The sequence below is a fragment of the Nocardia sp. NPDC057668 genome, assembly GCF_042799795.1.
GTDB lineage: Bacteria > Actinomycetota > Actinomycetes > Mycobacteriales > Mycobacteriaceae > Nocardia.
This window is the reverse complement of record NZ_JBHVIC010000006.1, coordinates 67,240-81,220: the sequence shown is the minus strand read 5'-3', so window position 1 is coordinate 81,220 and position 13,981 is coordinate 67,240. Positions and strand designations below refer to the sequence as shown.

Annotated in this window: 12 protein-coding genes; 11 read left to right on the top strand and 1 reads right to left on the bottom strand. The window is 69.8% G+C overall.

Going from position 1 to position 13,981, the window contains the following annotated elements:
- Positions 1 to 62: 62 nt before the first annotated feature.
- From ACFVBH_RS31090 to ACFVBH_RS31065, 6 genes are all read left to right on the top strand, one after another.
- The gene (locus ACFVBH_RS31090; protein WP_379007104.1) at positions 63 to 1,565 is read left to right on the top strand and encodes an FAD-dependent oxidoreductase; all 1,503 of its coding nucleotides are present in this window, start codon (positions 63 to 65) and stop codon (positions 1,563 to 1,565) included.
- Positions 1,562 to 1,774 (top strand): sulfur carrier protein ThiS, encoded by a 213-nt coding sequence (thiS, locus tag ACFVBH_RS31085; protein ID WP_354989562.1) that lies wholly within the window; start codon positions 1,562 to 1,564, stop codon positions 1,772 to 1,774. Before ACFVBH_RS31090 ends, thiS begins: the two co-directional genes overlap by 4 nt.
- A complete protein-coding gene (locus tag ACFVBH_RS31080) occupies positions 1,767 to 2,531 on the top strand; it encodes a thiazole synthase (protein WP_354989563.1) in 765 nt (254 codons plus the stop codon). The genes thiS and ACFVBH_RS31080 overlap by 8 nt, the downstream gene beginning before the upstream one ends.
- A gap of 342 nt (positions 2,532 to 2,873) precedes the next feature.
- Positions 2,874 to 3,818 (top strand): ATP-binding cassette domain-containing protein, encoded by a 945-nt coding sequence (locus tag ACFVBH_RS31075; protein WP_354989564.1) that lies wholly within the window; start codon positions 2,874 to 2,876, stop codon positions 3,816 to 3,818.
- On the top strand, positions 3,818 to 4,561 hold the full coding sequence (locus ACFVBH_RS31070; RefSeq protein WP_354989565.1) for an ABC transporter permease: 744 nt from the start codon (positions 3,818 to 3,820) through the stop codon (positions 4,559 to 4,561). The genes ACFVBH_RS31075 and ACFVBH_RS31070 overlap by 1 nt, the downstream gene beginning before the upstream one ends.
- Before the next feature lie 467 nt (positions 4,562 to 5,028).
- Entirely contained in the window at positions 5,029 to 5,877 is an 849-nt protein-coding gene (locus ACFVBH_RS31065) for an adenylate/guanylate cyclase domain-containing protein (protein WP_379007817.1), read from the top strand.
- A gap of 64 nt (positions 5,878 to 5,941) precedes the next feature.
- Here the strand turns inward: ACFVBH_RS31065 and ACFVBH_RS31060 are convergent, their stop codons facing one another.
- Positions 5,942 to 6,079 (bottom strand): hypothetical protein, encoded by a 138-nt coding sequence (locus ACFVBH_RS31060; protein ID WP_354989566.1) that lies wholly within the window; start codon positions 6,077 to 6,079, stop codon positions 5,942 to 5,944.
- A gap of 222 nt (positions 6,080 to 6,301) precedes the next feature.
- Between ACFVBH_RS31060 and ACFVBH_RS31055 the strand changes: the two genes are divergently transcribed.
- The 5 genes from ACFVBH_RS31055 to ACFVBH_RS31035 are packed head-to-tail and all read left to right on the top strand — an operon-like array spanning position 6,302 to position 13,945.
- Positions 6,302 to 8,014: an acyclic terpene utilization AtuA family protein gene (locus ACFVBH_RS31055; RefSeq protein ID WP_379007100.1), complete on the top strand. Its 1,713-nt coding sequence runs from the start codon at positions 6,302 to 6,304 to the stop codon at positions 8,012 to 8,014.
- Positions 8,011 to 9,168: an acyl-CoA dehydrogenase family protein gene (locus tag ACFVBH_RS31050; protein ID WP_354989568.1), complete on the top strand. Its 1,158-nt coding sequence runs from the start codon at positions 8,011 to 8,013 to the stop codon at positions 9,166 to 9,168. The genes ACFVBH_RS31055 and ACFVBH_RS31050 overlap by 4 nt, the downstream gene beginning before the upstream one ends.
- Positions 9,165 to 10,769 carry an acyl-CoA carboxylase subunit beta gene (locus ACFVBH_RS31045; RefSeq protein WP_379007096.1) on the top strand — a complete coding sequence of 535 codons (1,605 nt, stop codon included), beginning with the start codon at positions 9,165 to 9,167 and terminating at the stop codon, positions 10,767 to 10,769. The genes ACFVBH_RS31050 and ACFVBH_RS31045 overlap by 4 nt, the downstream gene beginning before the upstream one ends.
- Positions 10,770 to 10,777: 8 nt before the next feature.
- Positions 10,778 to 12,781: an acetyl/propionyl/methylcrotonyl-CoA carboxylase subunit alpha gene (locus ACFVBH_RS31040; RefSeq protein ID WP_379007093.1), complete on the top strand. Its 2,004-nt coding sequence runs from the start codon at positions 10,778 to 10,780 to the stop codon at positions 12,779 to 12,781.
- Positions 12,782 to 12,784: 3 nt separating this feature from the next.
- A complete protein-coding gene (locus tag ACFVBH_RS31035; RefSeq protein WP_354989571.1) occupies positions 12,785 to 13,945 on the top strand; it encodes an acyl-CoA dehydrogenase family protein in 1,161 nt (386 codons plus the stop codon).
- The last annotated feature ends 36 nt before the right edge of the window (positions 13,946 to 13,981 follow it).

The following is a 13,981-nucleotide window of genomic DNA, read 5'->3' as shown; positions in this document are numbered from 1 at the left end:
TCGTGTTCGCTGTCAGTGCAGGCCCCGGGGCTGTTCCCCGGGCATTGGTGAGGTGGAAGCGGATGCGGACTCTGGCCGTCGTCGGCGGCGGTGTGATCGGTCTCTCGATCGCATGGCGGGCCGCCGAATCGGGCTGGACGGTCACGCTGTTCGATCCCGCGATCGGCGCCGGGGCGTCCTGGGTCGCGGGCGGCATGCTCGCACCCCTGTCCGAGGGCTGGCCCGGTGAGGACGCGGCCCTGGAGTTCGGCGCGGCCTCCCTGGCCCGCTGGCCCGCCTTCGCCGCCCGCCTGACCGCGGTCACCGGCATCGAACTCTTCACCGCCCGCGAAACCCTGACCGTGGCCCTGGACAGCGCAGACGCCGCCGACCTGCGCACCGTCGCCGACTGGGTCAACGCGCACGAGCTGCCCGGCTTCCCGGACGCCACCGTCGCGGCCGCACCCGATTCGGCTGTGACGGAAGGGGTTTCGTTGTCCGGCGGCGACGTGATCCCTTCTTCGCCCGCAGCGGCGACAGCGTCGGCGGCCACCTCGGGAACCGGCCCGCGACCCGCGCCCGGAGCGATCTCGGCCGCCACGACGGGGCAGCCCGGGCCATCCGCGGAAGCGAACCCACCGACCCGGGACGGTGCGCCGGCCGCGATCGGCACGCCCGGAACCGAGCGCCTGCGCCTGCTGGATCGCGCGGGAATCCGCGCGGCGGAACCGGGGCTGGGCCGGACGGTCCGCGCCGGACTGCTGGCCGCCGACGAACCCGCGGTGGACAACCGCGCCCTGGTCGCCGCCCTGCGCAGCGCGTGTGCGCGGGCGGGGGTTGAGTTCCGGACCGAACGCATCGTGGCCGAGCCGGTTGCCGGTGACGTGAACCTCGCCGGGGGCAGGGCAACCGCCACCGCCGAAAACTCTGCAAGGGGGGTCGACTTCGCCCGTGGCCCGGACGCTGCCGGTGCCGGGGTAACGCCGGGTGCTCTGGTGCTGCGCGAGCTTCCCCACGATCGCATCGTGCTCGCGGCCGGGGCCGCCTCGGCAGACCTGTGGCCGGGCCTGCCCGTGCGACCGGTCAAGGGGGAGATACTCCGATTGCGGCGGCGGCCGAGCGCGCCGCCGCAGCCGCGGCACGTGATTCGGGCGCGGGTGCACGGCAGGCCCATCTACCTGGTGCCGCGCGGTGACGGAATCGTGCTGGGCGCAACGCAGTACGAGGCGGGCTTCGACACCGCCGTCACCGTGGCGGGCGTGCGCGACCTCATCACCGACGCGGAAGCGATCTTCCCCGGCATCGGCGAGTACGAATTCGCCGAGGCCACAGCGGGTTCGCGGCCCGGCTCGCCGGACAACCTGCCGCTCATCGGGTATCTCGACGAGCGCGTGATCGCCGCGACCGGACACGGCCGCAACGGGATTCTCGGCGTCCCGGTCACCGCCGACGCGGTGGTCGAGCTGCTCGCCGGATCCGTCCTGCCCGCCGCGCGTGCCGCGGACCCGGGACGCTTCACCCGGTCCGGCACGCAATCCCCACGGTCCGTCCCGTCCGCCCCGATCCACCCAGGAGGAACCCGATGACCGCTATCCCGGTCGCCATCACCGTCAACGGTGAGGAGCACGAATTCGCGCAAGCGCCGTCGGTGCGCGCGGTGCTGGAGGCGCTGAACCTGCCCTGCCAGGGCGTGGCGGTTGCGGTGGACGGCGCGCTGTTCCCGAAGTCGCGGTGGGACGAGCCGGTCGAGCGCGGCTGGGAGCTCGAGGTGCTCACGGCGGTGCAGGGTGGCTAGCGCCGGTGATCCGCTGGTCATCGCGGGCCGCGAGTTCGGTTCCCGGCTGATCATGGGCACCGGTGGCGCGGAAAGCCTTTCGGTGCTGGAGGAGGCCCTGGTCGCCTCGGGCACCGAGCTGACCACGGTCGCCATGCGCCGGGTGGACGCCGCCGGCGGCACCGGCGTGCTCGACCTGTTGAAGAAGCTCGAGATCGCCCCGCTGCCCAACACCGCGGGCTGTCGCACCGCCGCCGAGGCAGTGCTCACGGCCCAGCTCGCGCGCGAGGCCCTAGGCACCGAATGGGTCAAACTCGAGGTCATCGCCGACGAGCGCACCCTGCTGCCCGACGCCATCGAATTGGTCGCCGCCGCAGAGCAACTGGTGGACGATGGCTTCATCGTGCTGCCGTACACCAACGACGATCCGGTGCTCGCGCGCCGCCTGGAGGACATCGGCTGCGCCGCGGTGATGCCGCTGGGCTCGCCCATCGGCACCGGCCTGGGCATCGGCAATCCGCACAACATCGAAATGATCGTGGCCGCCGCGAACGTCCCGGTCATCCTGGACGCCGGCATCGGCACCGCCAGCGACGCGGCCCTGGCGATGGAACTGGGCTGCTCGGCGGTCCTGCTCGCGACCGCGGTGACCCGCGCCCGCCAACCCGCCGCGATGGCGAAGGCCATGGCGCACGCCGTGGAGGCGGGCCGCCTGGCTCGCGCGGCGGGCCGCATTCCGAAACGCTTCTGGGCCCAGGCGTCGTCGCCCGAGCTCTGACTCCCGTCTGGGCGGCGCGCAGGACATTCACGCGGCGTCCGGGCGAGCACGCGACCCCGGCCGGGTGGTCACACCGGTGCGGTCTCGATTGCTGCTACGTTCCGCCGCGAGTCGGGTCCACCTGCGCTAGCCAGGTTTCCGTGTCGTCAGCCCGGAGTGAACAGCCGGCGCACCAGCCTGTCGCCGTGACCATTGACTCGTCAGCGCCGTTCTCGGTTCGGCTCCGGGTTCTTCCGGGGGTCGGTCCGGGGGCTTTCCCCGCCCGGGTCATCCTCGAGGCGTATCCGAAGCGCGACCTCGGGTCGATAGTGCGAGCACGAGAGTTGGGGAAGACTGGTCCCCATGATCGAACTGAGGGGCCTGACCAAACACTACGGGCAAACCGTCGCTGTGTCGGATCTGTCGTTCACGGTCCGCCCGGGGCAGGTGACCGGCTTTCTCGGCCCGAACGGGGCGGGCAAGTCGACCACCATGCGCATGATTCTGGGTCTGGACGAGCCGACCTCCGGCACCGCGCTCATCGACGGTAAGCCGTATCGCGATCTGCTGCGCCCGCTCGAATCGGTGGGCGCGCTGCTGGATGCCAAGTGGGTGCATCCGAACCGTTCGGCCCGGGCGCATCTGCGCTGGCTGGCCGCGTCCAACGACATTCCGGTGGCGCGCGTGGAGGAGGTGCTGCGCCTGGTCGGCCTCGCCGAGGTCGCCAACCGGAACGCGGGCGGCTTCTCACTCGGCATGTCCCAGCGCCTGGGCCTGGCCGGCGCGCTGCTCGGCGACCCGAAGGTGCTGCTGTTCGACGAGCCGGTGAACGGCCTCGATCCCGAGGGCATCCTGTGGATCCGCCGCTTCATGCAGCGCCTGGCCGCCGAGGGCCGCACGGTGCTGGTCTCGAGCCATCTGCTCTCGGAGATGGCGCAGACCGCCGAGCATCTCGTCGTCATCGGCCGCGGGCAGCTCATGGCCGATGTCAGCACAAAGGAATTCATCGAGCGCTCCTCGGAACAGTCTGTGCGCGTGCGCAGTCCGCAATTGGACCAGCTGCGCAGCCTGCTCACCTCGAACGGGATGACCGTGCGCGAGGACGGCGCGGACGCCGAGGGCGCGGCGCTGGTGGTGGCCGGGGTGACCAGCGACGTGGTCGGCAAACTCGCAGGCGCGCACGACATCACGCTGTTCGAGCTGTCCCCGCAGCGGGCCTCGCTCGAGGAAGCGTTCATGCGGATGACCGGTGGTGCGGTGGAGTACCACGGTGCAGGCTTCGACCAGGTGATGGGAGGTGCGCTCTGATGGGCGTGCTCGCAGCGGAACGTATCAAGCTCACCTCGACCCGTTCGCCGTGGTGGTGCACCGCGGTGATCGTGGTGCTCGGCCTGGGCTTCGCCGCGCTCGGCGCGATCTTCGGCAAGGACTCGCTGACCCTGACGAATGCCCTGGGCGGTGTCAGCGGCTTCGGCGTCCTGGTGCTGATGATCATGGCGGCGCTCGCGGTCACCAGTGAATACCGCTTCGGAACCATCCGCAGCACATTTCTGGCAACCCCTGCCAGGGATAAGGTTCTGGTCACCAAGGCTGTGCTCATCGGAGTCTTCGGCGCGGTGCTCATCGGGGTGCTGAGCCTGCTCGCCTTCGGCCTGGCAAAGGTGATCGCGGGCTCGGACGCCGACCTGCTCGTGCTGAACGCGGACACCGTTCGCGGGCTCTACGGCGTACCCGTCTACGCTTTCCTCGCGGTGTTGTTCGCGATCGGCGTCGGAGTGCTCGTCCGGCAGACCGCGGCCGCGGTGTCCATCGTCATCCTGCTGCCGACCGTGCTCGAGACGCTGCTCAGCGTCTTCGGCAGCTTCGGCCGAAATGTGGGCGCGTTCATGCCTTTCCAGAACGCCTCGCGCTTCTACACGGTCGGCCAGACCGAGGACATCACCGGTATCAACTGGCACTGGGGCCCATGGGGCAGCCTGGTGTACTTCGCCGCTTTCGTGGCGATCGTGTTCGGCGCCGCGCTGTTCATGGTGAACAAGCGCGACGCGTAGAGACCCTGCCCAGGGAGCCGCCGGCCACTGCCCGGATCGGCGGCACATCGGCCCGATGCGAAATCTCGCATCGGGCCGGTGCCGTTCCGGGCCGCCCATCCCGCCGGATGAACAGGATGTGAATACCGTCGCAGGGGGCGCGTAGTTTCTGGCCCCGCCAATTGGGCATGGGTAGCATCGCAACAGCAACCAAAGCACTCAAACAATCGGCGGGTCCAAAGATGTGGCCGCTCGAACCGATCGGGAGGTGTCAGGTGGCGGTCATTCATCCATCCGGCGATCAAGGGCTGAGATACGCTCTCCGCGTGAGCGAACGACCCTCCGAAGGTGGCGACGACGCGTCCGACGCGTCCCGCACGGAGGGACTGGGGACCGATCGCAGCCGGTCGCGCGGTTTCAACGGCGCGCGCGGGCGCGAGCCCCGCAAGATCGACCGCGATGTGGTCATCCCGCTCACCCCGGCCGAACTGGCCGACGACGTGCTGGAAGACGGCTCCGAAGCCGGCCGCCGCAGGTCGGGCGCGCGCTTCCCGGGTCAGCTCTCGGCCCTGGTCAACGCCGCGAATCAGCGCGGCGATCTGATCGGCGTCATTCGCAAGGCCCGGGAGAATCTGCCCGGCGATCCGGCGTTCGGCGATCCGCTCTCGGTCTCGGGCCCGGGCGGCGCGCGAGCGGTGGCCCGCGCCGCGGACAAAGCGCTCGGTGATTCGCCGAGCGCGGCCAAGGAATTGGGCCTGGGCGCGCTGCAGGTGTGGCAGGCCATGCTGGAACGGGTCGGCAAGGGCCGCGGCCCGCAGGACGTCACCATCATGTTCACCGACCTGGTGGCGTTCTCGAGCTGGTCGCTCGCCGCGGGCGACGAGGCCACCCTGGAACTGCTGCGCCGGGTCGCCAAGGCCATCGAGCCGCCGGTCGCCGAGCGCGGCGGCCAGGTCATCAAGCGCATGGGCGACGGCCTGATGGCCGTGTTCCCCTCGGCCGATCGCGCGTTGCAGGCGGCGGTCGCGGCCAAGGAGAACCTGGCCGGCGTCTCCATCGACGGCTACCGCCCGCAGATGCGGATGGGTCTGCACACCGGCTCCCCGCGCGAGATCGGCGGTGACTGGCTGGGCGTGGACGTCACCATCGCGGCCCGGGTCATGGCGGCGGGCGGCAACGGCAACACGATGTTGTCGGCGGTCACCCTGGAGAAGCTCTCGGCCGAGACCCTCGAACAGCTCGGGTTCGGCGTGAAGCTCTATCGCCGCAGCTTCTTCGCGGCCCCGCTCAGCGGCGTGCCGGAAGACCTGCGCATCTATCGCCTGGAAGCCGAGTAGCCGGACTTCGGCGAGGTGGGCGGCTCGGATTCCCGTGCCGCCGTCCTGTGCCCCGGAACGCCCGTCAGCGCCAGAGGAACGCGCCCAGGGCCGCGAGCACCGCGAGGCTCACCAGTCCGAAGGCCAGCGGCCGCGAGGTCTTCCACAGCGAGTAGGCGCCGCCGAGCAGGAATCCGGCCAGGGCCAGCATCAGAATCGTCACGGGATGAGTCTGCCTGCTCGCTCGGGCGCGACCGCCGCGGGCCGGGCGGATTGGTGCCGGAAATCTCCGTTATGTCCCCGACCGGGGGAGATCGGCGGCCAGGCTCGGCCCTTCGGCAATTAACAAGCACGCAGGCTTGATTTTTTTCCGGGCCGATGTGACCCTTGTTCGGAACGCGGCGATGACGCCGCGCCGCGCGCGGGTGCACAGGGAGGCCCAGTCATGAGTCAGCTCGCCGACGACCCGGAGCTCATTCGGATCGGCAACTGTTCCGGTTTCTACGGTGACCGGATGAGCGCCATGGGGGAGATGCTCGAGGGCGGGCAGCTCGACGTGCTCACCGGCGACTACCTTGCCGAGCTCACCATGCTCATCCTGGGCCGCGACCGCATGAAGGACGCGAACCTCGGCTACGCCAAGACCTTCGTGCGCCAGCTCGAGAACAATCTCGGTGTCGCCCTGGACCGGGGCGTGCGCATCGTGGTCAACGCGGGCGGCCTCAACCCCGCCGGCCTGGCGCAGCGCGTCGGCGAACTGGCGGAGAAGCTCGGTCTCGCACCGAAGATCGCGTACGTCACCGGCGATGATCTGCTGCCGCGCGCGAGCGAACTCGGGCTCGGGGCCCCGCTCACCGCCAATGCCTACCTGGGCGCGTGGGGCATCGCCGAATGCCTGAACTCCGGCGCCGACATCGTGGTCACCGGCCGCGTCACCGACGCCGCGCTGGTGGTCGGACCGGCCGCGGCCCACTTCGGCTGGGGCCGAACCGATTACGACGCGCTCGCGGGCGCGGTGGTCGCCGGGCACGTCATCGAATGCGGCACCCAGGCCACCGGCGGCAACTTCGCGTTCTTCACCGAGATCGCCGACCTGAACCGCCCCGGCTTCCCGATCGCCGAGGTCCGCCGCGACGGCGGCACCGTGATCACCAAGCACGCCGGCACCGGCGGCGCGGTCACCGTCGACACGGTCGAGGCCCAGCTCATGTACGAGATCCAGAGCGCGCGCTACGCCGGACCCGATGTGACGACCCGCCTGGACAGCATCGCGCTCACCCAGGACGGCCCGGACCGGGTGCTGATCAGCGGGGTGACCGGCGAAGCGCCGCCGCCCACCACCAAGGTCTCGATCAACACCATCGGCGGCTTCCGCAACGAGATGGAGTTCATTCTCACCGGCCTGGACATCGAGGCCAAAGCCGAACTGGCGCAACGGCAGCTGGAGTCGTGGCTGCCGGTGCGCCCGGCCGAGCTGGACTGGACCCTGGCCCGGCTGGATCGTCCCGACGCCGAGACCGAGGAGCAGGCCAGCGCGCTGCTGCGCTGCGTGGTGCGCGACCCGGATCCGAACAAGGTCGGCCGCGGATTCTCCAGTGTCGCCGTGGAATTGGCGCTCGCCAGCTACGCGGGCTTCTCGCTGACCTCACTGCCCGGCAACGGCGGTCCTTACGGGGTGTTCACCCCGGGCTACGTGGACTCCAAGGAAGTTCCGCACACCGCGGTGCTCGCCGACGGCCGCACGGTCGACATCGCGCCCGCGGGCGAGACCCTCGAACTGGCCGACGTGCCCGAACCCGCACTGCCCGAACCGCTTCCGGCAGGCGAGACCAGGCGCGTCCCGCTGGGCACGATCGCCCTGGCGCGCAGCGGCGACAAGGGCGGCAACGCCAATATCGGCGTCTGGGTCCGCACCGACGAGCAGTGGCGCTGGCTGGTCGGCGCCCTGACCGTGGACACGCTGCGGACCCTGCTGCCCGAGGCGGCCGACCTGCCCGTCACCCGGCACGTGCTGCCGAACCTGCGCGCCGTGAACTTCATCGTCGAGGGTCTGCTCGGGGCGGGCGTGGCCTATCAGGCCCGTTTCGATCCGCAGGCCAAGGGGCTCGGGGAATGGCTCCGGGCTCGCCACATCGAGATCCCCGTGGAGCTGCTGTGAGCTACGTCAATCTGTGGGAAAGCCCCGAGCGTCGCGAATTGCGCGCCACCGTGCGCGGATTCGCCGAGCGCGAGGTGCTCCCGTACCTCGCCGACTGGGAGCGCGACGGGGAGATCCCGCGTGAGCTGCACAAGAAGGCCGGTGCGCTGGGCCTGCTCGGGGTGCAGTTCCCCGAGGCCGTCGGCGGTTCGGACGGCGACGCCATCGACGCCGCCATCGTGTGCGAGGAACTGCATTACGCGGGCGGTTCCGGCGGGCTCTTCGCCTCGCTGTTCACCTGCGGCATCGCGGTCCCGCATATCGCCGCCACCGGCAACGCCGAGCACATCGAGCGCTGGGTCAAGCCGACCCTGGCAGGGGAGAAGATCGGCTCGCTCGCCATCACCGAACCCGGCGGTGGTTCCGACGTCGGTCACCTCACCACCAAAGCCGTTCGCGACGGCGACGAGTACATCGTCAACGGCGCCAAGACCTACATCACCTCCGGCGTGCGCGCGGACTACGTGGTCACCGCGGTCCGCACGGGCGGCGATGGCGCGGGCGGGGTTTCGCTGCTCGTGGTGGAGAAGGGCACGCCCGGCTTCACGGTCAGCCGCAAGCTGGACAAGATGGGCTGGCTGGCCTCGGACACCGCCGAACTGTCCTATGTCGATGTGCGCGTGCCGGTCTCGAACCTGGTCGGCCCGGAGAACTCCGGATTCGCGCAGATTGCCAATGCTTTCGTGAGCGAGCGGGTCGGCCTGGCCGTGCAGGCCTACGCGCAGGCCCAGCGCTGCCTGGACCTGACCCTGGCCTGGACCCGCGACCGCGAGACGTTCGGCCGTCCGCTCATCAGCCGCCAGTCCGTGCAGAACACGCTGTCGGAGATGGCGCGCCGCATCGATGTCGCCCGCGTCTACACCCGCCACATCGCCGAGCGCGCGGCCGGCGGGGAGACCGATCTGATCGCCGAGGTGTGCTTCGCCAAGAACACCGCGGTGGAGACGGCCGAATGGGTGGCGCACCAGGCCGTGCAGCTGTTCGGCGGCCTCGGTTACATGCGCGAGTCCGAGGTGGAGCGGCAGTACCGGGATGTGCGCATCCTCGGTATCGGCGGCGGCACCAACGAGATCCTGACCGCCCTGGCGGCAAAGCGATTGGGGTTCCAGTCTTGAGTATTCTGCGCACGAACGTAGACCCGGCCTCGGCGGAGTATCAGGCCGCCGCCGATGCGATGGCGATCAAGCTCGGCGAGGTCGAGGCCGAGTACGCCAAGAACATCGGGGGCGGCGGCCCGGAAAAGGTGGCGCGGCATCGCAAGCGCGGCAAGCTGACCGCGCGCGAGCGCATCGAGCTGCTCATCGACGAGGATTCCCCGTTCCTGGAGCTGGCCCCGCTGGCGGCCTGGGGCAGTGACTTCCACGTCGGCGCGAGCGTCATCGCGGGCATCGGCATCGTCGAGGGCGTCGAGTGCATGATCGTGGCGCCGGATCCGACCGTGCGCGGTGGCACGTCGAATCCGTGGACGCTGCGCAAGACGCTGCGCATGAACGATATCGCCATGGAGAACCGGCTGCCCTGCATCAGCCTGGTCGAGTCCGGCGGCGCCGACCTGCCCACGCAGAAGGAGGTCTTCGTCCCGGGCGGGCGCATGTTCCGGGACCTGACTCGCCTGTCCGCGGCCGGAATCCCCACGGTGGCCCTGGTTTTCGGTAACTCGACCGCCGGCGGCGCGTACATCCCCGGCATGTCCGACTACACGGTCATGATCAAGGAGCGCTCCAAGGTCTTCCTGGCCGGTCCGCCGCTGGTGAAGATGGCGACGGGCGAGGAAACCGATGACGAATCCCTCGGCGGGGCCGAGATGCACGCGCGCGTATCGGGCCTGGCCGACTACCTCGCGGTCGACGAGCAGGACGCGATTCGCCTGGGACGCTCCATCATTCGCCGCTTGAATTGGAAGAAGCAGGGCCCGGCCGCGCGTCCGGTCACCGAGATCATCGAACCGCTGTACGACCAGGACGAGCTGTCGGGCATCGTCCCGGCCGATCTCAAGATCCCCTTCGATCCGCGCGAGGTCATCGCCCGCGTGGTCGACGGCTCGGATTTCGACGAGTTCAAGCCGCTGTACGGTTCCAGCCTCGTCACCGGCTGGGCCGAGTTGCACGGCTATCCGGTCGGCATTCTGGCCAACGCGCGCGGCGTGCTCTTCAGTGAAGAGGCGCAGAAGGCGGCCCAGTTCATTCAGCTGGCCAATCAGAAGAACACCCCGCTGCTGTTCCTGCACAACACCACCGGCTACATGGTGGGCAAGGAATACGAGGAGAACGGCATCATCAAGCACGGCGCGATGATGATCAACGCGGTCTCCAACTCCAAGGTGCCGCACATCTCGCTGCTCATGGGCGCGTCCTACGGCGCGGGCCACTACGGCATGTGCGGTCGCGCGTACGACCCGCGCTTCGTGTTCGCCTGGCCCAGTGCGAAATCCGCCGTCATGGGCGGTGCGCAGCTGGCCGGTGTCATCTCCATCGTGGGCCGCGCGGCCAACGAGGCCCGGGGCATTCCCTTCGACGCCGAGGCCGACGCCGGTATCCGCGCCATGATCGAGGCGCAGATCGAGGCCGAGTCGCTGCCCATGTTCATGTCGGGCCGCCTGTACGACGACGGCGTCATCGACCCGCGCGACACCCGCACGGTATTGGGAATGGCGTTGTCCGCCATCCACAATGCCCCGATCAAGGGCGCCGAGGGCTTCGGCGTCTTCCGAATGTGAGTGCCGGTATGGAGATCACGAACGTTCTCGTCGCGAACCGCGGCGAAATCGCGCGGCGGGTGTTCGCGACCTGTCGCCGCATGGGTATCGGCACGACGGCGGTCTACTCCGACGCCGATGCCGCCGCCCCGCACGTGGCCGAGGCCGACGCCGCCATCCGGCTGCCGGGCAATACCCCGGCCGAGACCTACCTGCGCGGTGAACTGATCATCGAGGCCGCGCTGGCCGCGGGCGCCGACGCCATCCACCCCGGCTACGGATTCCTCTCCGAGAACGCCGAATTCGCCAAGGCCGTCATCGCGGCGGGGCTCGTGTGGATCGGCCCGCCGGTCCAGGCCATCGAGCAGATGGGCTCCAAGGTCGAGTCCAAGAAGATGATGGACGCCGCCGGTGTCCCGGTGCTCAAGCAGCTGGATCCGGCCGAGGTCACCGCCGACATGCTGCCGGTGCTGATCAAGGCGTCCTCGGGCGGCGGCGGGCGCGGCATGCGCGTGGTGCGCGAGCTCTCGGAGCTGACCGAACAGATCGAGGGCGCGGCCCGCGAGGCCGCCTCCGCGTTCGGCGATCCGACGGTGTTCTGCGAGCGCTACCTCGAGACCGGACGTCACATCGAGGTCCAGGTCATGGCCGATCAGCACGGCACCGTGTGGTCGGTCGGCGAGCGCGAGTGCTCGATCCAGCGCCGCCACCAGAAGGTCGTCGAAGAGGCCCCGTCCCCGCTGGTCGAGAAGATCGACGGCATGCGGGCGCGGCTGTTCGAGGCGGCCCGGCTGGCCTCGGAGGCCATCGGCTACGAGGGTGCGGGCACCGTCGAATTCCTGGCCGACGAGAAGGGCGACTTCTTCTTCCTGGAGATGAATACCCGCCTGCAGGTGGAGCATCCGGTCACCGAGCAGGTCACCGGCCTGGATCTGGTGCGCCTGCAGCTGCAGGTCGCCGCCGGTCGCCCGCTGCCCGCCACCCAGCCGGCCATGCGCGGGCACTCCATCGAGGTGCGCCTGTACGCGGAGGACCCCGCGCACGACTGGCAGCCGCAGAGCGGTCCCGTGCACAAGCTCGAGATCCCGGGCACCATCGGCGAATTCACCGTGCTGACCGAGCCGGGCGTACGCCTGGACACCGGCGTGGTGGACGGTTCGCTGGTGGGCGTGCACTACGACCCCATGCTGTCCAAGGTCATCTCCTTCGCCGAGACCCGGGACGAGGCCGCGCACCTGCTGGCATCGGCGTTGCAGCGGGCCAAGATTCACGGTCTGGTCACCAACCGCGATCTGCTGGTGCGGGTGCTGCGGCATCCCGCGTTCCTGGCGGGTGACACCGACACCGCGTTCTTCGCCACCCACGGCCTGGACGCGCTCGCCGCGCCGCTGGCCTCGGAAGGCGATGAGGCGCTGTCCATCGTGGCGGCCGCGCTCGCGGACGCCGCGGCCAATCGCCGGGCCGCCCGGGCCGGGTCCGGGGTGCCCAGCGGCTGGCGCAATCTGCCCTCGCAGCCGCAGTCCAAGTCGTATGAGAGCCGCATCAGCGGTAAGCACGAGGTCCGATACCGCATCACCCGGACCGGGCTCGCGGTCGACGGCTTCGACGGGCTCGAATTGATCGAGGCCACACCGGATTCGGTGACCCTGCTGGTTCCGGGGGAGCGCGGGCCGGTGCGCCGCCGCTTCGCCGTGGCCCGCTACGGCGATCTGGTGGCGGTGGACTCCCCGCTCGGCCCGGTGTCGGCGCGCCGGCTCCCGCGCTTCGAGGATCCGGCCGATCAGGTCGCCGAGGGCTCGCTGCTGGCTCCCATGCCGGGCGCGGTCATCCGTGTCGCGGCGGCGGTCGGCGACCGGGTCGAGAAGGGCCAGCCCATTCTGTGGCTGGAGGCGATGAAGATGGAGCACACCATCGCCGCGCCCGCCGCGGGCATTCTCACCGAACTCAACGTGACCGCGGGGCAGCAGGTCGAAGTGGGCGCGGTACTCGCCGTGGTCCAGGCGGAATCCGAAGACAGCGAAAACCAGGAGTAGGCAATGAGCTTCGTCGAAACCGAGGAACAGAAGGCGCTGCGCGACGCGGTGTCCAAGCTGGCCGCCAAGTACAACTTCCGCGACTACGCCGGACCCAAGGCCCGTCGCAACGAACCGTTCGACGAGCTGTGGAACGAGGCGGGCAAGCTCGGCTTCCTGGGCGTCAACCTGCCCGAGGAGTACGGCGGCGGTGGCGCGGGCATCTACGAGCTCGCGCTGGTGCAGGAAGAGCTGTCCGCTCGGGGCTGCGGTCTGCTGCTCATGGTGGTCTCGCCCGCCATCTGCGGCACCATCATCAGCAAGTACGGCACCGACGCGCAGAAGCAGCACTGGCTGACCAAGCTGGCCGACGGCTCGGCCAAGATGGTCTTCGGCATCACCGAGCCGGACGCGGGCTCGAACTCGCACCAGATCACCACCACCGCCCGCCGCGACGGCGAGGACTGGCTGCTCACCGGCCGCAAGATCTACATCTCCGGTGTCGATCAAGCCGATGCGGTGCTCATCGTGGCGCGCACCGAGAACGCCAAGACCGGCAAGCTGCAGCCCGCGCTGTTCATCGTCCCGGTGGACGCCCCCGGCTTCGTGAAGACGAAGCAGGAGATGGACATCATCGAGCCGGACAACCAGTTCACGCTCTTCCTCGACGATGTGCGCCTGCCCGCGACCGCGCTGGTCGGCGAGGCCGACGCCGCGCTGGGGCAGCTGTTCGCGGGTCTGAATCCCGAGCGCATCATGGGTGCGGCGATGGCGGTCGGCATGGGCCGCTACGCCATCGATCAGGCCGTGGCCTACGCCAAGGAGCGCACGGTCTGGAAGACGCCGATCGGTGCGCACCAGGGCATTTCGCACCCGCTGGCGCAGGTGAAGATCGAGCTGGAGCTGGCCAAGCTGATGATGCAGAAGGCCGCGCACCTGTACGACTCGGGTGACGACTTCGGCGCCGCCGAGGCCGCCAACATGGCGAAATACGCTGCGGCAGAAGCGAGTATCAAAGCGCTCGACCAGGCGATCCAGACCCACGGCGGCGCGGGCCTGACCTCCGACGTCGGCCTGGCGGGCATGCTCGCGGCCGCGCGCATCGGCCGGGTGGCCCCGGTCAGCCGGGAGATGGTGCTCAACTTCGTGGCGCAGCATTCGCTCGGCCTGCCCCGGTCGTACTGATACCCGGGCAATAGTTCTGCGCGACAACGAGATTCA

Coding starts and splice junctions, on each gene's coding strand:
- ACFVBH_RS31075 (WP_354989564.1), top strand. CDS start 2,874: ATGATCGAACTGAGGGGCCTGACCAAACACTACGGGCAAACCGTCGCT.
- ACFVBH_RS31035 (WP_354989571.1), top strand. CDS start 12,785: ATGAGCTTCGTCGAAACCGAGGAACAGAAGGCGCTGCGCGACGCGGTG.
- ACFVBH_RS31070 (WP_354989565.1), top strand. CDS start 3,818: ATGGGCGTGCTCGCAGCGGAACGTATCAAGCTCACCTCGACCCGTTCG.
- ACFVBH_RS31055 (WP_379007100.1), top strand. CDS start 6,302: ATGAGTCAGCTCGCCGACGACCCGGAGCTCATTCGGATCGGCAACTGT.
- ACFVBH_RS31090 (WP_379007104.1), top strand. CDS start 63: ATGCGGACTCTGGCCGTCGTCGGCGGCGGTGTGATCGGTCTCTCGATC.
- ACFVBH_RS31040 (WP_379007093.1), top strand. CDS start 10,778: ATGGAGATCACGAACGTTCTCGTCGCGAACCGCGGCGAAATCGCGCGG.
- thiS (WP_354989562.1), top strand. CDS start 1,562: ATGACCGCTATCCCGGTCGCCATCACCGTCAACGGTGAGGAGCACGAA.